The sequence below is a fragment of the Actinomadura roseirufa genome, from assembly GCF_900659635.1.
In the GTDB taxonomy this organism is placed as follows: domain Bacteria; phylum Actinomycetota; class Actinomycetes; order Streptosporangiales; family Streptosporangiaceae; genus Spirillospora; species Spirillospora roseirufa.
In genome coordinates this window covers 1-18,396 of sequence record NZ_CAACVB010000160.1, presented here as the reverse complement: position 1 = coordinate 18,396, position 18,396 = coordinate 1, and the positions used below count along the sequence as shown (strand labels likewise).

Here is an 18,396-nt window from a genome sequence, read left to right as displayed (position 1 = left end):
CTGGAGTTCAGACGTGTGCTCTTCCGATCTCCCTGGGATCCGGCGACCCGGCGGCCGCGGCGCGGCGCGCGTGTAGGCGGCCGGTGGGTCGTTGCGAGAAGGACGCACGGTCCGATCGTCACGCTCCGCGCCCGGCCGGGCACGCAGAATCGCCGCATCCGTTGCCACCTCGATACACGGTCCTGATCGGCGCCGGACCGGAAGGCCGCCCGGCCGGCCCCGGTCGCCCGCACCGGACAGCGCCGCGCCCGAGCCCGGTCCCCCGGCGCCCCGCGAGCCGCCCACGGGTGCGGGTCGTCGCACCGGTCCGGCGCCGCCTGCCGCACGGCGGACACGCGCTCGGCAGCCTCCGGCGTCACGGCGCCGGCACGGAGGGCGCGAGCGTCAGCGGGGGACGGTCGTGAAGCGACGCAGCGTCAGGGCCGGGTTCATTGTCCGGACGGCCGCCAGCCGCTCCGGCGAGACGTCCGCGGCGACCGTCCCGGTGCCGTCGCCGATGGACGCGACCGCCACCCCCATCGGGTCGACGATCATGCTGTTGCCGGCGCCGGACGGGGCGCTCTGGTCGGCGGCGGCCACGTAGATCGTGTTCTCGATCGCGCGGGCCCGCACCAGCGTCCGCCAGTGGTCCTCCTTCAGCGGTCCCGGCACCCAGTCTGCGGGCAACGCCAGAACGTCGGCGCCCGCGTCCACGATCCGCCGCGTCACCTCGGGGAAACGGGCGTCGTAGCAGGTCTGCATGCCGAAGGTGAGGCCGTCCACCCGGAACGTCTCCGGCGGCGCGATCTCGCCGGGGCGCACCACCGCCGACTCCTGGAATCCGAACGCGTCGTACAGGTGCATCTTGCGGTAGAGCGCGGCGATCGAGCCGTCCGGCCCCAGGGCGACGAGCGTGTTCGAGACACGGCCGGGCTCGTCCAGCCGCTCGTTCATCCCCGCGACCACGTGCACCCCGAGCCGGCGGGCGAGATCGGCGAGCCCCGTCCCGAACGCGCCGTCCAGCGGCTCGGCGGACGCGACGAACCGCTCGTCGATCCGCGGCGCCGTGAACATCGAGAACTCCGGCAGCACGACGACCCGCGCGCCGCGTCCCGCCGCCTCGCCCGCGAGCTTGCGGACCGCGGCCAGGTTCTCTTCCTTGTCGGTTCCCGGCGCGAACTGCGCCACCGCGACCTGGACCATCCCCACCCCTCCCTGCGTTACAGCCGGTCGACTCCCGTGACCCTGATGACGGCCTCCCCGGCCTGGTCCGATCCCGCCAGGTCGACCTCGGCGGAGATCCCCCAGTCGTGGTCGCCCGCCGGGTCGTCGAACACCTGCCGGACCCGCCACAGCGCGTCCTGCGGCACTTCCTCGATCTGCAGCAGCTTCGGCCCGCGCGCGTCGGGCCCGGTGAACAGCTCGTCGTGGTCGGCGAAGTAGCCGTCCATCGCCGCCGACCAGCCCGCCGCGCCGAACTCCGGGTCCAGCTCGCCGAGCTCGCCGTACCGCTCGGCCGCCGCCAGCTCCACCCGGCGGAACAGCGCGTTGCGCACCAGCACCCGGAACGCCCGCGCGTTCGCCGTGACCCGGGTGACCCGCTCCTCGATCGGCTCGTCCACCTCGTCGGCGGGGTTCGCGAGCTGCTCCCACTCGTCCAGCAGGCTGGAGTCCACCTGCCGCACCAGCTCGCCCAGCCACTCGATCAGGTCGATCAGGTCATCGGTCTTGATCGACTCCGGGACGGTCTGCTGCAGCGCCTTGTACGCCCCCGACAGGTACCGCAGGACCAGCCCCTCTCCCCTGGCCAGCTCGTAGTACCCGATGTACTCGGTGAACGTCATGGCCCGCTCGTACATGTCGCGCACCACCGACTTCGGGCGCAGCGGATGGTCGCCCACCCACGGATGCCCGGCCCGGTAGATCTCGTACGCCGCGTCGAGCTGCTCCTGCAGCGGCTTCGGATGGTCGACCTCCTGGAGCAGCTCCATCCGCTCCTCGTACTCGATCCCCTCGGCCTTCATCTCCTGGACGGCCTCGCCGCGCGCCTTGTTGACCTGCGCCGCGAGGATCTGCCGCGGATCGTCCAGCGTCGCCTCGATCACCGACAGCACGTCCAGCGCGTAGGAGGGCGACGCCGGGTCCAGGACCTCGAACGTCGCCAGCGCGAACGTCGACAGCGGCTGGTTCAGCGCGAAGTCCTCCTGGAGGTCCACGGTGATCCGCGCGTACCGCCCGGCGTCGTCGGGCTCGGGCAGCACCTCCACCACCCCGCCGGCCAGCAGCGACCGGTAGATCGCGATGGCCCGCGAGATGTGCCGCCGGCGCGCCGAGGGCTCCTCGTGGTTGTCGGTCAGCAGCCGCTTCATGGCCTGGAACGCGTTCCCCGGACGCGCGATCACCGACAGCAGCATCGCGTGGCTGACCTGGAACCGGGACCGGAGCATCTCCGGCGCCGCCTCCTGAAGCTTGGCGAAGGTGTCCTCGTCCCAGCCGACGAACCCCTCCGGCGGCTTCTTGCGCTGCACCTTCCGCCGCTTCTTCGGATCGTCGCCCGCCTTGGCCAGCGCCTTCTCGTTCTCCACCACGTGGTCGGGCGCCTGCGCCACCACGAACCCGACGGTGTCGAACCCGGCCCGCCCGGCCCGCCCGGCGATCTGGTGGAACTCCCGGGCCCGCAGCCGCCGCACCCGGTGCCCGTCGTACTTGCTGAGCGCGGTGAACACCACCGTCCGGATCGGCACGTTCACGCCGACGCCCAGCGTGTCCGTCCCGCAGATGACCTTCAGCAGCCCGGCCTGCGCGAGGCGCTCCACGAGCCGCCGGTACTTCGGCAGCATCCCGGCGTGGTGCACGCCGATCCCGTGCCGCACGAACCTCGACAGGTTCCGGCCGAACTTCGTCGTGAAGCGGAAGTTGCCGATCAGCTCGGCGATCCGCGCCTTCTCCTCCTTGGTGCACACGTTGATGCTCATCAGGGCCTGCGCCCGCTCGATCGCGGCGGCCTGCGTGAAGTGCACCAGGTAGATCGGCGCCTTCTGCTCGGCGAGCAGTTCCTCGATCGTCTCGTGCAGCGGCGTCACCCGGTAGTCGTAGATCAGCGGGACGGGACGGTCCGCCGAGGTGACCAGCGCCGTCGGCCGGCCCGTCCGCCGCGTCAGGTCCTTCTGGAAGAACGAGACGTCCCCGAGCGTCGCCGACATCAGCAGGAACTGCGACTGCGGCAGCTCCAGCAACGGGATCTGCCACGCCCAGCCCCGCTCGGGCTCGGCGTAGAAGTGGAACTCGTCCATGACCACCACGCCGATGTCGGCGTCCCGGCCGTCCCGCAGCGCGATGTTGGCGAGCACCTCCGCCGTGCAGCACACGATCGGCGCGTCCGCGTTGACGCTGGCGTCGCCGGTCATCATGCCGACGTTGTCCCGGCCGAACATCTCGCACAGGTCGAAGAACTTCTCCGACACCAGCGCCTTGATCGGCGCCGTGTAGAACCCCACCTGGTCCTTGCCGAGCGCCGCGAACAGCGCCCCCGCCGCCACCAGGCTCTTCCCCGACCCCGTCGGCGTCGCGAGGATCACGTTGGCCCCCGAGACCACCTCGATGAGCGCCTCCTCCTGCGCGGGATACAGCGTGATCCCGCGCCCCGACACCCACCGCTCGAACGCCTCGAAGAGCGAATCGGCGTCGGCGTCGTTTCCGGAGGGCAGCTCATCGATAAGGCTCACCCCTCCATCCTGCCCCCTCGGCCCACCGCCCGCGTCATCGCCGCCTCCGCCACCCGCCCGCGGACAGCGCGGCCCCCACCCCCGCGGCCACGATGTTCAGTACCCCGCCAATGATCGGCGCCAGCTCGGCGATCGTGTGCATCCCAACCACTCCCGTCGTGTCCCGTCCAACGAGAGCCAGCCTGCGCCCCTGGGCGGCGCTACGTCCGTAACGCATCGTGACGGGCGACCGCCCATCAAGAATCACGCCACTGACATGCAACTTCCGGCCATGCCCGGCACGATGGCGCACGCCCACCGCACGATCGTCAGGCCCGTCGAGGCACTCTCCGCAACGCCTCCGCGACACTCGTCCGCACGTCCGGCACGATCATCCCGAGCCGCCGCAACCGCTCCGCCGCCTCCTCGACACTGATCCCGAACTTGCGTGCCCCCCGCAGCAGATGCAACAGCGGCACGGGCTTGTCCAACTGCAGCCAGAGGGGACCCGCGGAACGGTGGGAGCGCAGGAGCCAGAAATTGATTTCGTCCGTCTGGTCCGCCCAGTCGCCCGGGGGAAGTGCGACTCCCGCGGTTCTGAGCCGGTCGGCGGCCAAGTGCGGGGAGACCCCTTCCATGGCGGCCGCTCTGAGAACGTGCGCACGGAAGACCGAAGGCTCGACATCCGGCCAGCCGTCCTGAGCGGCGAGGCATCGGCCGAGAAGTCCGGAGGTGATCTCGTCGATGACGGCCGGCCGGACCCCGGCTGGAACCTCCAGGCCGTATGCGGCCAGGCGTTCCGCGGCCGTGCTCGGCGGCACATTGGCCAATCTGCTGGCCCTGAGCAGGGAGGGCAGGGAGACGACGTCGCCGTGGGGACGCCATGAACCATATCTTCCGCCGTATCGGCTCAACAGCGATAGATCGGCGGGGCCGACCCGGCCCAGAGGACACCGGGCAATTTTCACTCCATATCCTGTCAGCCGCGCGCCGACCTCTCGAATCGGACGGTCGAGCATGCTCGCCACACGTGCGACAATTCCCGGCGGCAGCGCATCCGCGGTATCGAAGTCGTCGCGATCGCTCCCCCAGGCCCAGTCGAAAAGAAAAAGGTCTTCGCTGCTGGGCCGAACGGGAAGGGCGAGCCGCTCGACCGGCAGGCCGAATTCCTCGATCCTGGCGCACACCTCACCTATCTCCATGTCAAGGTCGGCCGCCGACTGAACCAGGTGAGAGGCCGGCAAGGGGGTCGCCCGCTCCCTGATCCAATCATCTCCACGTCCATCCCCTTCCCAGTTGAGCAGGCGCAGGTCGACGGGAGTGGGCGATTCGACGAACGGCCCGTCCGGGAGCAAACGGAAGCCATAGCCTTCCATCCGGTCGCGCACCTCGGAGATCCTCAGCCCGTACTGCACGGCGACCGCGACGAGATGCCCGAGCGGGACCTCCTTAACCGTGTCCCACCAGTCGAGTGCGCGACCTCGCCCCCTGCCGAGCAGCGCGAGATCGATCCCGTCGAATTCACGTCCTTCAGGAAATCTCTGCGGCTCCAGAACATAACCCAGATCGATCGCACGGCGCGCCGCTTCTCGGGGTGAGGATCCGGTCACCATCGCGGTCCAGAGAATATGGCCCGGCTGGCGTTCGAGATCCCGTTCAGGCCAAGCAAAATCCGCTATGGACAGCTCCTCTGCGGCAAAGGAATTGAGACCGGCCAGCAGGATGACGTCGGATGGAATCCCCCGCTCGGCCTCCCTGAGGTCGCCAGCCTCCAGGAGGTCGAGAAGCCTTTGATCGTCCCGGGCGGCGAGGCGCCACAGGAGGACGTGATCCGGCACATAGGGCCCGAAATCCCAGGACGAGAAGCCGCCCCGGTCAGCATCGAATGCTCCGAACAACGCATAGCGTTCGGTAGTCAGAAAAGTGTCCTGCAGGAAACAGTCCCTAGCGGACTCACCGGTCTGCTCCGGTCCATCGATCGATCGGTCGCCTTCGGCGGCACACTTGGCGAGGCGATCGGCCAGGCGGGGGCTCGCCTCTGTGACGGCGCTGATCCAGTGCAGCCTCATCAGAGGCGTGTCCTCTGAGAGAAGGCACCCCATCGCTGATTCCAGCAGTTCCTCAACATCGGCCGAGACGTCTGAGAGGACTTTCCGGCGGTCCACGGAGAGCTGCTTCGGTGCTTTCGGGCCGGTCAGGTTGACGACGGCCCCGCGCAGTGTGCCGTCTCCGAGACCGGCGAAGACCCCACGGCGGACGGCCGGTTGGACATGGAGTCCGTCTACCAGGAGGCCGCCGCCCTTTTCGCACCAGATCACCTGGCAGCCGTTCTCAGCGGTCCATGGAACGAAGCGGCCGTGCGTGTCCAGCCCCTCGTTCTCCCAGGACAGGCGGGCCCGTGATTTGAGCACGCCCGGCTCCCAGCGCTCCTCCTTCGCGCCGTGGACGGCCGTCGTCTCGAACTCGGCGATGCCGAGGAGGCGGCGCAGTTCCTCAACACAGGACGGGGCGCTGTTACTGTCCCGCAGGTACAGCTTCACGGTCGTGCCCGGGAACCGGGCCTGCTCCGGAGGGAGGTGTTCGATGCGGAAGAGGTGGCCGGGGCCGAAGATCGAGACGCGCATCGTCGGGTGGGGATGGTCGCCGTGGTCCAGCGGGCGGGTGACGACCTCGATCTCGTCGGCGATCATGAAGTAGCTGAGCACGCCGATGCCGAACCGGCTGTTGGCGTGGAACGGGATCGGCGGGTCGGCGTCCTGCCAGGCGGCGGACTCAAGCATGAACTCCGTCATGTCCGTGAAGCGCGTCCCGGCCTGCGAGAAGACCTCGGTAAGGACGGCCTCCGTCATCCCGATGCCGGTGTCCGCGCATTCGAGGAAGGCCCGGCCGTTCTCCTCCCCCTGAGTGAAGCGGATCTGACCGTTCCAGGAGTCGGCCCCGCCGAAGCGCGCGCGGTAGGCATGACGTGCGCGGCGGTAGCGGCAGGCGTCCAGGGCGTTCTGGTACAGCTCGCGGATGGCGAGGCCCCGGTCCTGGTAGAGCTGCTCCCCCATCAGCAGTTCCTGCACCCGGCGCTCGTCCAGCCGGAAGCGGCTGACACGCTGGAAGAGCAGCCGCCCGTCGTCGTCGGTGTCCGGCCTGACCTCGTCGGCGGACGCGCGGGCCGGGAGCCCCGCGAGGGATTGCAGTGTGGGGTGGTCGCCGCAGGTGCGGCGGATCATGTCCAGGAGGGTATCGACCTGGCCGGCGTACTGGCGCAGTCCCTCGTACTCGGCGGGGTGGTGGCAGTCGGCCCGCAGGACCAGGCGGTCGCGCTGGATCACCCATTGCGCGCGGCTCGCGACCGTGCCGCGCAGCAGGCGCAGGTCCACCGGTTCCGGGATGCCCAGGTGCCGGACGACGACGTCGGGCAACCGGACCAGGTCGATCGTCAGGGCGTAGGCGACGGCGAGGATGTGGCCGATCAGCCGCTCGCGCACCCGCTGCTCGTCCCGGCTCCCGGCGAAGAGGGTGTTCTCGGTCCGGGGCGCGTCCGCCCGGTCGGGGTCACCGAGTTCGGCGGGGCCGAGCCGGAGCCCGATCATGATCCGGCGGACGGTCCGCGGCTCCAGCACCCCGTCCCTGAGCCGGGAGTCGGTGATCTCCGCGGCGCCGACGAGGTCCCGGACCGCGCCGAGCCGGTACGTTCGGCCCCCGCGCGCCGTCCACCGGTGGAAGAGCCACCAGCCGATCTCGGTACCGGCGGAGGCGCGGCCCGGAAGATCGGGCGCGGTCGCCCGGTCGACGTGCTCACGCTGACCACTGAGGAACACCTCGTAGTCACGGCGCGGTCCGCCGCCGCCGTCGAGGGTGAGGTCGTGCGGGTCGATCTCCCGGAGCCCGGCCAGCGTCCGCGCGACGTGCGCGTGCTGGAGCAGCGGGACGAGCGTGAGTAGCACCGCCTCGGCGGGTGAGAGATCGCGCAGGTCGGGCGTGGGCATGGTGCGCAGGAGACGTTCGGTCTGGGCGGCGAACCGGTCGGCGAACCCGGAGTCGAGCCACGGATCACCGGCGAGGGCGGCCTCGGCCTCGTCGCTCAGCGCCCCGAGCCGCTCGGCGACGGCGGCCGCCGCGTCGTCCAAGCCGGACACGTCCTGCCCCGGGTCCGTGAGCGTCCACGCGACGTGGTCGCCGACCAGCCGCGCCCAGGGGTGCGGTTTCGGTTCGGCGGCCCACCGGGGGATCGCTTCGTACAGCTCGGCGGCGCGGCGGATGTCGTTCTCGCCGCCGTTGAGCGCCCGCACCAGCTCCCGGACCTTCTTGGCGGTATCGGGGAGGCGGCGCGCCCGCAGCCAGTCGTTGATGTGGGACGGGGACCCGAACTGCATCGCGGTGGCGATCTCGTGCCTGCTCATCAGGCCGCTGTCCTTGTGCAGCCGGTCGAGGATCTCCAGCAGCTCGCGGTGCGGTCCCCCGGCGGGCCACTGCGTGGTGTCGATCTCTTTCCTGCGCCCCACACTCCGCCTTCCGTCGCCCTGCCGATCGTGTCTACACCGGCGATCAAGGGCGGGCCACCGGGATTCCGTTTCCGGTCAAGCGGATCCGGTGGAGCGGGTTAGGCACGGCCCGTTCGGCAACAACGAGCGGAACGAACCCAGCAAGGGAGGTAGTCCGATGGCGAAGAGGAACGATCCCGCCGAACGGGGTCCGGGGGCCAGCTCGGGGCAGGAGGAGCAGCCGCGCGAGCGCATCGTGCCGGGCATGGGAAGTGCGGCGGAGGGCTACGACGCCGAAGACGCCGGAGGCGGCACGAAGACCGGCGATCCGCTCGCCGGCGTGCGAAAGGACCCGGACGAATCGTAGGCCGAGGGCGCCTCACCTGGGCCGGAACGAGGCCGGGCAACAATCTTGGTCCGGCCTTCCCGTTGATCTTGGTTCTGGCCCTCTTACAGGTGACGGCCCGTCCCCTGCGGCGCATCGACGGGGTGCCGGGAAGGGCCGCGGGACGGAAGGGGCGCGCGGAATGAACGTGTTGGGGACGTTGGGGGCGGTGGCCCCGGTCCTCGCCTCCGTGATCATCGTGGTGGACGCGCGGCTGCGCGCCCGCCGCGACGGCGGCCGCGCCGCCGGCGATGAGTAGCGATGACCGCCAGGAGCCCGATCCGGTGCGCAGGCCGGTCCCGGCGGGTGCCGGCCGGGGCCGCGAGCCGGAGGCCGGGACGGCGGCGACACGACAGGAGTTCCTGGACTTCCTGGACGCCGAGTACGCCTATGTCGTGCGGTTCGTGATGCGCACCGGGGCGAGCCTGGCCGACGCCGAGGACGCGGCCCAGCACATGGCCGTCCAGGGGTGGCGCAAGGTGCTGCGGGGGCAGTGGAACCGGGAGGCGCTCCCCCGCCCGTCGGCGTGGGCGCGGCGGGTGGCCCTCAACCACCACCGAGCCGAGCACCGGGACCAGGGCGCGATCTCGATCGGGCCGGACGCCGACCGTCCCGCGCCGGGCCCGGGGCACGCCGAGCTGACCGGGCAGGCCCGCGACCTCGTCGCCCTTCTGCGGGTCCTGGATCCCGAGTGCCGCATGGTGATCGCCTTCGACCTCGACGACATCCCCAGTGCCGACATCGCCCGCGAGCTGGGCATCACCCAGCAGCAGGTCCGGGACCGCCGGGCCAAGGCCCGCCGCCTGCTCAAAGCGCGTCTGGCGAGCGTCACCGACCGCGAAGGGAGGCCCGGACGTGGATGAGCCGCGCCTGGATGATTTCTCCGACGAGGCCCTGGACGCCGTCCTCGCCGCCGGTGATGAGGCCCTGCTCGACCACGTGCGCGCCCACGCCGACCCGACCCAGACCCTGGCCGCTCTCCTGGCCGAACCCGGTGATCTGGCGTCGGATCGCGGGGCGGTCGGCGTGTCCCCGTCCTCCGTGGCTCACAGGCCGAAGCGGCAGATTCGTGACCGCGTCCAGGCATGGGGCTTCTACCACGAGATCGCGGACATCTGCGACCTCGCCGCCGTCTTCAACTGGGTGTCCAACATCCATGATGCGGACCATCTCGCGCGCGCCGTCCGGCTGCTCTGTGTCCGTGCCCTCGACCTCGACCACGTCGTCGAGAGCGCTCCTCAGGGCGCTCATGGCCGCGCTATCAAGGTCCTCCGGTTGCTCCGACGCTCACTCGACCACGCGGCCGCCCACGCCCGCGATCTCGTCCTGGCCCTCGGTCCCGTGCGCACCGACAAGTACCTCCGCCTTCCCCACCTGTCCGGCGAACTCACCGAGGACCTCGGCCGTGCCCTCGCTCACGCTCATGCCTTCGCCCGTCTCTTCCTCAGAAGCATGGAGATCGACGCCTCGGGGCTCGATCTGACCGATGTGCGCCTGCCCGATCGTGATCGGGACATGGTGCTGACCAGAGTGGTGTGGGACGTGGACACCCGGTGGCCCGCCGATGTGCACGCATGGCTTCAGGTGCGCTCCGAGGAGATCGAGCCCGGTGTGTTCCGGTTGCGCGGTGGCACCGAGCGGGACCCGCACGAGTCGGCCGGGGTTTAGGCGGTCGGGTCCGCCCGCCCCTCGCGAGGGGCGGGCGGCGCCGGGGTCTCGGTTCAGCCCCCGGTCTCGGTGCGGTCGCCGCCCCAGAGCGTGTGGAACGAGCCGTCGCGGTCGACGCGGCGGTAGGTGTGGGCGCCGAAGAAGTCGCGCTGGCCCTGGGTGAGCGCCGCCGGGAGCCGCTGGGCGCGCAGCGAGTCGTAGTAGGCGAGGGCGGTGGCGAACCCCGGCGCGGGGATGCCGAGCCGCGCGGCGGTCGCGACCACCTCGCGCCAGGCGTCCTGCGCGTCGCCGAGCGCCTCGGCGAAGTGGTCGTCGGTGAGCAGGGTCGGGGTGTGCGGGTCGGCCTCGTAGGCGGCGCGGATGCGGTCGAGGAACCGGGCGCGGATGATGCAGCCGCCGCGCCAGATGGTGGCCATCGCGCCGGCGTCGATGTCCCAGCCGTACTCGGCGCTGCCCGCCTGGATCTCGTGGAAGCCCTGCGCGTACGCGACGATCTTGGAGGCGTAGAGGGCCTTCTCGACGGCGTCGGCGAAGGACGCCCCGGCGGTCCCGCTCGCGCGGGCCGGGCCGGGCAGGTGCTGGGCGGCCTCGCGCAGCTCGGCGTGGCCGGACACCGACCGGGCGAACACCGCCTCGGCGATGCCGCCGACCGGGACCCCGAGGTCCAGCGCGGTCTGCACCGTCCAGCGGCCGGTGCCCTTCTGCTCGGCCTGGTCCAGGACGACGTCGACGAACGGCGCGCCCGTCGCGGCGTCGGTGTGCGCGAGGACCTCGGCGGTGATCTCGATGAGGTAGGACTCCAGGCGGCCGGTGTTCCACGTGCGGAACACCTCGGCGATCTCGGCGGGCGTGAGGCCGGCCGCGTGCCGGAGCAGGTCGTAGGACTCGGCGATGAGCTGCATGTCGGCGTACTCGATGCCGTTGTGGACCATCTTCACGAAGTGCCCGGCGCCGTCGGGCCCGACGTGGACGCAACAGGGCGTCCCGTCGACCTTGGCGGCGATGTCCTCCAGCAGCGGGCCGAGCGCGGCGTAGGACTCGGCGGACCCGCCGGGCATGATGCTGGGCCCGTGCAGCGCGCCCTCCTCGCCGCCGGAGATGCCGGCGCCGACGAAGTGGACGCCGCGCTCGCGCAGCGCGGCCTCACGGCGGCGGGTGTCGGCGAAGTGCGCGTTGCCGCCGTCGACGATCATGTCGCCGGGTTCCAGCAGCGGCGCGAACTCGTCGATGACCGCGTCGGTGGGCGCTCCGGCCTTGACCATGATGACCAGGCGGCGCGGCCGTTCGAGCGAGGCCACGAACTCCTCGGGCGTGTCGGCGGGCAGGAAGGTCCCCTCGTCGCCGAACTCCTCCACCAGCGCCTTGGTCTTGGCCGGGGTGCGGTTGTGCACCGCCACCGGGTGACCGTGGCGGGCGAGGTTGCGGGCCAGGTTGCGGCCCATCACCGCCAGGCCGGTGACTCCGATGCGCGCTTTGTCCATTGGTTCTCTCCTCGTCGTGTGCGACCCTGGCCGAGGGGTCAGCACGTAGATCATGAATCCCCCGTTCGAGCGCAACCGGCCCGCGCATGTCCTTGTTCCGCGCGGGAACGGGGTCCACCGATACTGACATTGTCCAGGGGGTGCGGATGCTGGGACTGCCCGACGAGGCGCAGGCGTGTCTCTTCGATCTCGATGGGGTGCTGACCCGGACGGCCGCGGTGCACGCGGCGGCCTGGAAGGAGATGTTCGACGGGTTCCTGCGCGACCGGGCGGAGCGGACCGGCGAGCCGTTCGTCCCGTTCGACCCGGTGAAGGACTACGGGGCGTACGTCGACGGCAAGAAGCGCGAGGACGGGACCCGCTCGTTCCTGGCGTCGCGGGGCGTCGAGCTCCCCGAGGGGACGCCGGACGACCCGCCGGAGACCGAGTCGGTGCGGGGGCTCGGCAACCGCAAGAACGCCCTCGTGCTCCAGATCATCAAGGACAAGGGCGTGGAGGTGTTCGAGGGGTCGGTCGCCTACGTCCGCGCCGTGCGCGAGGCGGGGCTGCGGACGGCGGTGGTGTCCTCCAGCGCGAACACCGTCCAGGTGCTGGAGACGGTCGGGATCACCGACCTGTTCGACGCGCGGATCGACGGCGTCGTGGCGGCGGAGCGGAACCTGCCCGGCAAGCCCGCGCCGGACATGTTCCTCGCCGGGGCCGAGGCGGTCGGCGTCCCGGCGGCGCGGGCCGTGGTGTTCGAGGACGCGCTGGCGGGCGTGGCGGCGGGCCGCGCGGGGGGCTTCGCCTACGTCGTGGGCGTCAACCGGGTCGACGACGACCACGCCGCGGAGCTCGCCGAGCACGGCGCGGACGTGGTGGTGGGCGACCTGTCCGAGCTGATGGAGGGCGAGTGAGCGAGGGGGACGCCCAGCCGGGCGCCGACCGGCCCGTCTACCTGGTGGAGCCGTGGTGCGTGCGGGAACCGGAGCTGCGGCTGGACCGGCTGGCGCAGAGCGAGTCGGTGTTCGCGCTGTCCAACGGCCATCTCGGCATCCGCGGCAACCTCGACGAGGGAGAGCCGCACGGGCTGCCCGGCACCTACCTGAACTCCTTCTACGAGCAGCGGCCCCTGCCTCAGGCCGAGGCCGCCTACGGGTACCCCGAGTCGGGACAGACGGTCATCAACGTCACCAATGGCAAGGTGATCCGGCTGCTGGTGGACGACGAGCCGTTCGACGTGCGCTACGGCCGCGTCCACCATCACGAACGGGTCCTGGACCTGCGGGCGGGCACCCTCACCCGGAGCGTGGAGTGGACGTCGCCCGCCGACCGGCGGGTGCGGGTCACCTCGGTGCGGATGGTGTCGCTGACGCAGCGGGCCGTCGCGGCGATCTGCTACGAGGTCGAGCCGGTGGACGCGGCGGTCCGGGTGGTCGCGCAGTCGGAGCTGGTCGCCAACGAGGCGCTGCCGGGCGGCGGCCGGGACCCGCGCGCGTCGGCGATCCTGGAGAGCCCGCTGGTCAGCGAGGAGCACGTCGCGAACGGCACGAAGGTGCTGCTGCTGCACCGGACCCGCAAGAGCGGGCTGCGGATGGCGGCGGGCATGTCGCACGAGATCGACGGGCCCGGGTCGATGGCGGTGGAGACCGAGAGCTCCCCGGACGTGGGCCGGCTGACGGTCGCGACCCGGCTGGAGCCGGGGCAGCGGCTCCGCGTCATCAAGTACCTGGCGTACGGGTGGTCGAGCCAGCGGTCCCGGCCTGCGCTCCACGACCAGGTCGTCGGGGCGCTGGCGGGGGCACGGCAGACCGGGTGGGACGGCCTGCTGGAGGAGCAGCGGACGTTCCTCGACGACTTCTGGTGCGGCGCGGACGTCGAGGTGGACGGCGACGCCGAGGTTCAGCAGGCCGTCCGCTTCGGGCTGTTCCACATCTTGCAGGCGGGCGCGCGCGCCGAGCGTCGCATGATCCCGGCCAAGGGGCTGACCGGTCCCGGCTATGACGGGCACACGTTCTGGGACACCGAGACGTTCGTCCTGCCCGTCCTCACCTACACCTCCCCCGGCGCCGCCGCCGACGCGCTGGCGTGGCGGCACATGACGCTCCCTCTCGCCGCCGAGCGCGCCAGCCAGCTCGGGCTGAGCGGCGCGACGTTCCCCTGGCGGACGATCCGCGGCCACGAGTGCTCGGGGTACTGGCCCGCCGGGACGGCCGCGTTCCACATCAACGCCGACATCGCCGACGCCGTCGTCCGGTACGTGGACGCCACGCAGGACGAGATGTTCGAGCGAGAGGTCGGGCTGGAGGTGATGGTGGAGACCGCCCGGCTGTGGCGGAGCCTCGGTCACCACGACGTCGGCGGCGTGTTCCGCATCGACGGCGTCACGGGGCCGGACGAGTACAGCGCGATCGTGGACAACAACGTCTACACCAACCTCATGGCGCGCCGGAACCTGCAGGAGGCGGCGGAGATGGCGATGCGCCATCCCGACATCGCCGACCGGCTGGGCGTGACCACCGAGGAGGCCGCGTCGTGGCGGGACGCGGCGGCGGCGATGCTGATCCCCTACGACGACCATCTCGACGTTCACCCGCAGAGCGAGAACTTCACGAACCACGCCCGGTGGGACTTCGCGGCGACCAAGCCCGACCACTATCCGCTGCTGCTGAACTATCCCTACTTCGACCTGTACCGCAAGCAGGTCGTCAAGCAGGCGGACCTCGTCCTCGCGCTGCACCTGTGCGGGGACGCGTTCACCGAGGAGCAGAAGGTCCGCGACTTCGAGTACTACGAGGGCCTGACGGTCCGGGACTCCTCATTGTCGGCGCAGACGCAGGCGGTGGTCGCCGCGGAGGTCGGGCACCTGGAGCTGGCGCACGACTACCTCAGCGAGACGGCGCTGCTGGACCTGCACGACCTGAACCACAACACCCGCGACGGGCTGCACATCGCCTCGATGGCCGGCGGGTGGAGCGGGCTGGTCGCGGGGTTCGGCGGGATGCGCGCGGGCCGCGGGCGGCTGCGGTTCGCGCCGCGGCTGCCGGGCGGCATCAGCCGGCTGTCGTTCCGGATGCGCTACCGGGACAACCGGGTGAAGGTGAGCGTGACCGCCGAGACGGCCCGCTACGAGCTGCTCGACGGCCCCGGTCTGAAACTGCACCACCATGACCAGGAGTTCACCCTGGGGGACAAGCCGGTCGAGTTGCCCATCGAGCCGATCCCGTCGAGGCCGGCGCCGACCCAGCCCCCGGGCCGCGCGCCCGCCCCGCGCCGCGTCGACCCGCACGGCCGCGACCCCCGGGGGCAGGATCGCTGAGGAGGGCCCCGAGTCGCCCGGCGGGCCGCCGAGCGACTCCGGCGGCGGCCGGGCGTTCAGGACGCGGGACCGCAGGACTCCGCGCAGTCGGCCGGAACCTTGCCGGCGGGGGCGGGACGGGCGGACGGCCCATCGCCCGCTTCGGGGTGCGCGCCGTCCTGCACGAGGAGGCGGCGCGGGCCGGGCCCCTCGTCGCCGAGCCGGTCGTAGGGGTTGGCGAGGGCGCAGCTCCGGATGGACAGGCAGCCGCAGCCGATGCACTCGGTGAGGTCGTCGCGCAGCCGTTCGAGCTGGGCGATGCGGGCGTCCAGCTCGCCTCGCCAGGCCGCCGAGAGCCGCGCCCAGTCGTCCATGGTGGGGGTACGCTCCTCGGGCAGGGTGCCGAGGGCGCGCTTGATCTCGCTGAGCGGGATCCCGACCCGCTGCGACACCCGGATGAACGACACGCGGCGCAGCGTGTCGCGGCTGAAGCGCCGCTGGTTGCCCGCCGTCCGGCGGCTGCTGATCAGGCCCTTGGACTCGTAGAAGTGCAGCGCCGAGACGGCCACGCCGCTCCGTTCGGCGAGCTGGCCGACGGTCAGTTCGTGCACCCGGTGCTCCAACCGCGTCATACCGCATATCCTAGCCGACCTCAACAATGGTTGAGTTTTCTCGGCGAGGGCCGGACGCCCGTGTGCCCGCCCGCCGGATCGGCGGACGGGCACGGGGTCGAGCGGAGTGCTACTCCTCCAGCCGGCGGACGAGGCCGTGGTACTCGTCCCACAGCGCCTCGGGGAGGTGGTCGCCGAAGGTCTCGAAGTGGGCGGGAACGAGCGCGGCCTCCTGCTTCCAGACCTCGGTGTCGACCGACAGCAGCGTGTCCAGGTCGGCGTCGTCGATCGCCAGGCCGTCGGTGTCCAGGGACTCCTTGGTCGGCAGGTGCCCGATGGGGGACTTCACCGCGTCGGCCTGGCCGTTCAGGCGCTCGACGATCCACTTCAGGACGCGGCTGTTCTCGCCGAAGCCGGGCCAGATGAACTGGTCGTCGGCGTTCTTGCGGAACCAGTTGACGTAGTAGATCCGGGGGAGGTTCTCCGCCTGGGCGGCCTTGCCGATCTCCAGCCAGTGGCCGAAGTAGTCGCCCATGTTGTAGCCGCAGAACGGCAGCATGGCGAACGGGTCGCGGCGCAGCTCGCCGACCGTGCCCTCGGCGGCGGCGGTCTTCTCCGAGGCGACGTTCGCGCCGAGGAACACGCCCTGCTGCCAGTCGAACGACTCGGTGACCAGCGGCACCGCGGACGCGCGGCGGCCGCCGAACAGGATCGCCGAGATCGGCACGCCCTTCGGGTCCTCCCACTCGTCGGCGGCGATCGGGCACTGCCCGGCCGGGGTGGTGAAGCGGGCGTTCGGGTGCGCGGCGGGGGTGCCCGACTCGGGCGTCCAGTCGTTGCCCTTCCAGTCGGTCAGGTGCGCGGGCGGCTCGTCGGTGAGGCCCTCCCACCACACGTCGCCGTCGTCGGTGAGCGCGACGTTGGTGAAGATGCTGTTGCCCCACAGCGTCTTGACCGCGTTGGCGTTGGTGCTCGCGCCGGTGCCGGGGGCGACGCCGAAGAAGCCGGCCTCGGGGTTGATCGCGTAGAGGCGGCCGTCGTCGCCGAACCGCATCCAGGCGATGTCGTCGCCGATGGTCTCGACCTTCCAGCCCGGGATGGTCGGCTCCAGCATGGCGAGGTTCGTCTTGCCGCAGGCCGAGGGGAAGGCGGCGGCGACGTAGCGGGTCTCGCCGGCCGGCGGGGTCAGCTTCAGCACGAGCATGTGCTCGGCCATCCAGCCCTCGTCGCGGGCCATCGTCGAGGCGATCCGCAGCGCGTAGCACTTCTTGCCGAGCAGCGCGTTGCCGCCGTAGCCGGACCCGTAGGACCAGATCTCCCGGGTCTCGGGGAAGTGCGTGATGTACTTGGTGGAGCTGCAGGGCCACGCCACGTCGGACTGGCCCGGCTCCAGCGGCGCGCCCACGGAGTGGACGGCCTTGACGTAGGAGCCGCGCTCCTCGATGAGGCGCAGCGCGCCGGTGCCCATCCGCGTCATGATCTTCATCGAGACCGCGACGTAGGCCGAGTCGGTGATCTCGACGCCGAGCTGGGAGATGTTGCCGCCGAGCGGGCCCATGCAGAACGGCACCACGTACATGGTGCGGCCCTTCATACAGCCCTCGAAGAGCTCGCCGAGGGTCTGTTTCATCTCGGCGGGCGCGATCCAGTTGTTGGTCGGGCCGGCGTCCTCCTCCTTCTCGGAGCAGATGAAGGTCCGGTCCTCGACGCGGGCGACGTCGGTGGGGTCGGAGGCCGCGTAGAAGCTGTTCGGGCGCTTGGCCGGGTCGAGCCGCGTGAAGGTGCCCTGCTCGACGAGGAGACCGGTCAGGCGCTCCCACTCGTCCTCCGAGCCGTCGCACCACTCGACGCGGTCGGGCCGGGTCAGCTCTGCGATCCCGCGTACCCAGTCAATCAGTTCGGTGTGACCGGTTGGGGCCTGGTCGAGGCCGGGGACCTGGTGGGACACGGGCTACTCCTTCAGCGGTTCGCGGGATCCTTGCATGATGAACAAGACTTGTCGTTTTTGCCATTTGGTCTGGACCAATCCCGTCCCGGTTTGGGCCTTCCACTGCCTTTTTGTGATTGATATCACCTAGGCACGAGCGCCCCGGACGGCGCGCCCCCGCCCCCGGCATGCGAGCGCTCAAGCTGGGTAAACGTGGGTCTCGGTGGCCTTAACGGCCGCCCATATGCCGCTGCCCTCCGACAATTGCAGCTCCGCGACGGCGGCCGGGGTGACGTCCGCGACGGCCGCGAAAGGCGGGCCGGAGAGCTGCACCCGCACCCGGTCGCCGTGCCGCTCGATGGCGCCGACGCGTGTCCACCAGAGATTGCGCGGGCTGCCGTCGGGGCGAGTACGGTACAGCGCCACGGCTGCTGGCGCGAAGGCCAGGAAGACCTCACCTTCGAGTGAGTCCACAGTGTCGAGCGTCCGCTGCCCGCCGTCGCCTCCAGGGTCGCCGATCACGACGGTGCCCGCCCTGGCCGTCCCCCGGTAGAGGTTCAGCCCAACCAGGCGGGCGACGTAGTCGGTGCGGGGTCGCCGCGCCACCTCCGCGGGCTCGCCCTCCTGCACCAGCCGCCCGTTCTCCAGGACGACGATCCTGTCGGCCAGCACCATCGCGTCCAGCGGGTCGTGGGTGACCAGCACCGCCGCGCCCGCGAACCCGGCCAGGTGGCGGCGCAGCGCGGCCCGGATCTCCAGCCTGGTGTGCGCGTCGAGCGCGGCCAGCGGCTCGTCCAGCAGGAGCAGGCCGGGCCGGACGGCCAGCGCGCGGGCGAGCGCGACGCGCTGCGCCTGCCCGCCCGACAGCGCCCGGGGCCGCGCGGCGGCG

The 18,396-nt window shown here is 71.3% G+C and carries 12 protein-coding genes; 5 read left to right on the top strand and 7 right to left on the bottom strand.

Annotation, left to right across the window (positions count from 1 at the left end):
• Positions 1–384 precede the first annotated feature (384 nt).
• The 3 genes from E1291_RS27715 to E1291_RS27705 all read right to left on the bottom strand — a co-directional run bounded on the left by E1291_RS27715 (position 385) and on the right by E1291_RS27705 (position 8,179).
• Complete coding sequence (locus tag E1291_RS27715; RefSeq protein WP_131741025.1) at positions 385–1,182, bottom strand: carbon-nitrogen hydrolase family protein; 798 nt, start codon at positions 1,180–1,182, stop codon at positions 385–387.
• A 17-nt stretch (positions 1,183–1,199) separates the two neighbouring features.
• The gene (locus E1291_RS27710) at positions 1,200–3,704 is read right to left on the bottom strand and encodes a DEAD/DEAH box helicase (RefSeq protein WP_131741024.1); all 2,505 of its coding nucleotides are present in this window, start codon (positions 3,702–3,704) and stop codon (positions 1,200–1,202) included.
• 308 nt (positions 3,705–4,012) lie between these two features.
• Positions 4,013–8,179 carry a wHTH domain-containing protein gene (locus tag E1291_RS27705; protein ID WP_131741023.1) on the bottom strand — a complete coding sequence of 1,389 codons (4,167 nt, stop codon included), beginning with the start codon at positions 8,177–8,179 and terminating at the stop codon, positions 4,013–4,015.
• Positions 8,180–8,336: 157 nt separating this feature from the next.
• Between E1291_RS27705 and E1291_RS27700 the strand changes: the two genes are divergently transcribed.
• The 3 genes from E1291_RS27700 (at position 8,337) to E1291_RS27690 (ending at position 10,211) form a co-directional block, all read left to right on the top strand.
• Positions 8,337–8,525, top strand: coding sequence for a hypothetical protein (locus E1291_RS27700; protein WP_131741022.1), 189 nt, complete (start codon positions 8,337–8,339; stop codon positions 8,523–8,525).
• 302 nt (positions 8,526–8,827) lie between these two features.
• On the top strand, positions 8,828–9,406 hold the full coding sequence (locus tag E1291_RS27695) for a sigma-70 family RNA polymerase sigma factor (RefSeq protein ID WP_165495311.1): 579 nt from the start codon (positions 8,828–8,830) through the stop codon (positions 9,404–9,406).
• A complete protein-coding gene (locus E1291_RS27690) occupies positions 9,399–10,211 on the top strand; it encodes a hypothetical protein (RefSeq protein ID WP_131741020.1) in 813 nt (270 codons plus the stop codon). The genes E1291_RS27695 and E1291_RS27690 overlap by 8 nt, the downstream gene beginning before the upstream one ends.
• Before the next feature lie 53 nt (positions 10,212–10,264).
• Here the strand turns inward: E1291_RS27690 and gnd are convergent, their stop codons facing one another.
• On the bottom strand, positions 10,265–11,692 hold the full coding sequence (gene gnd / locus E1291_RS27685; RefSeq protein WP_131741019.1) for an NADP-dependent phosphogluconate dehydrogenase: 1,428 nt from the start codon (positions 11,690–11,692) through the stop codon (positions 10,265–10,267).
• Between the two features lie 146 nt (positions 11,693–11,838).
• Between gnd and E1291_RS27680 the strand changes: the two genes are divergently transcribed.
• Positions 11,839–12,588 (top strand): beta-phosphoglucomutase family hydrolase, encoded by a 750-nt coding sequence (locus tag E1291_RS27680; protein ID WP_131741026.1) that lies wholly within the window; start codon positions 11,839–11,841, stop codon positions 12,586–12,588.
• Positions 12,585–14,990 (top strand): glycoside hydrolase family 65 protein, encoded by a 2,406-nt coding sequence (locus E1291_RS27675; RefSeq protein WP_131741018.1) that lies wholly within the window; start codon positions 12,585–12,587, stop codon positions 14,988–14,990. Before E1291_RS27680 ends, E1291_RS27675 begins: the two co-directional genes overlap by 4 nt.
• 56 nt (positions 14,991–15,046) lie before the next feature.
• Here the strand turns inward: E1291_RS27675 and soxR are convergent, their stop codons facing one another.
• The 3 genes from soxR to E1291_RS27660 all read right to left on the bottom strand — a co-directional run.
• A complete protein-coding gene (gene soxR, locus E1291_RS27670; protein ID WP_131741017.1) occupies positions 15,047–15,601 on the bottom strand; it encodes a redox-sensitive transcriptional activator SoxR in 555 nt (184 codons plus the stop codon).
• A 109-nt stretch (positions 15,602–15,710) separates the two neighbouring features.
• On the bottom strand, positions 15,711–17,528 hold the full coding sequence (locus tag E1291_RS27665; protein WP_131741016.1) for a phosphoenolpyruvate carboxykinase (GTP): 1,818 nt from the start codon (positions 17,526–17,528) through the stop codon (positions 15,711–15,713).
• Positions 17,529–17,705: 177 nt separating this feature from the next.
• Positions 17,706–18,396: TOBE domain-containing protein (locus tag E1291_RS27660; protein WP_131741015.1), on the bottom strand; the 691-nt coding region annotated here is incomplete at its 5' end.

Excerpts from the sequence above, each read along its gene's own strand:
- E1291_RS27680 (WP_131741026.1), top strand. The coding sequence starts at position 11,839 with ATGCTGGGACTGCCCGACGAGGCGCAGGCGTGTCTCTTCGATCTCGAT.
- gnd (WP_131741019.1), bottom strand. The coding sequence starts at position 11,692 with ATGGACAAAGCGCGCATCGGAGTCACCGGCCTGGCGGTGATGGGCCGC.
- E1291_RS27715 (WP_131741025.1), bottom strand. The coding sequence starts at position 1,182 with ATGGTCCAGGTCGCGGTGGCGCAGTTCGCGCCGGGAACCGACAAGGAA.
- E1291_RS27700 (WP_131741022.1), top strand. The coding sequence starts at position 8,337 with ATGGCGAAGAGGAACGATCCCGCCGAACGGGGTCCGGGGGCCAGCTCG.
- soxR (WP_131741017.1), bottom strand. The coding sequence starts at position 15,601 with ATGACGCGGTTGGAGCACCGGGTGCACGAACTGACCGTCGGCCAGCTC.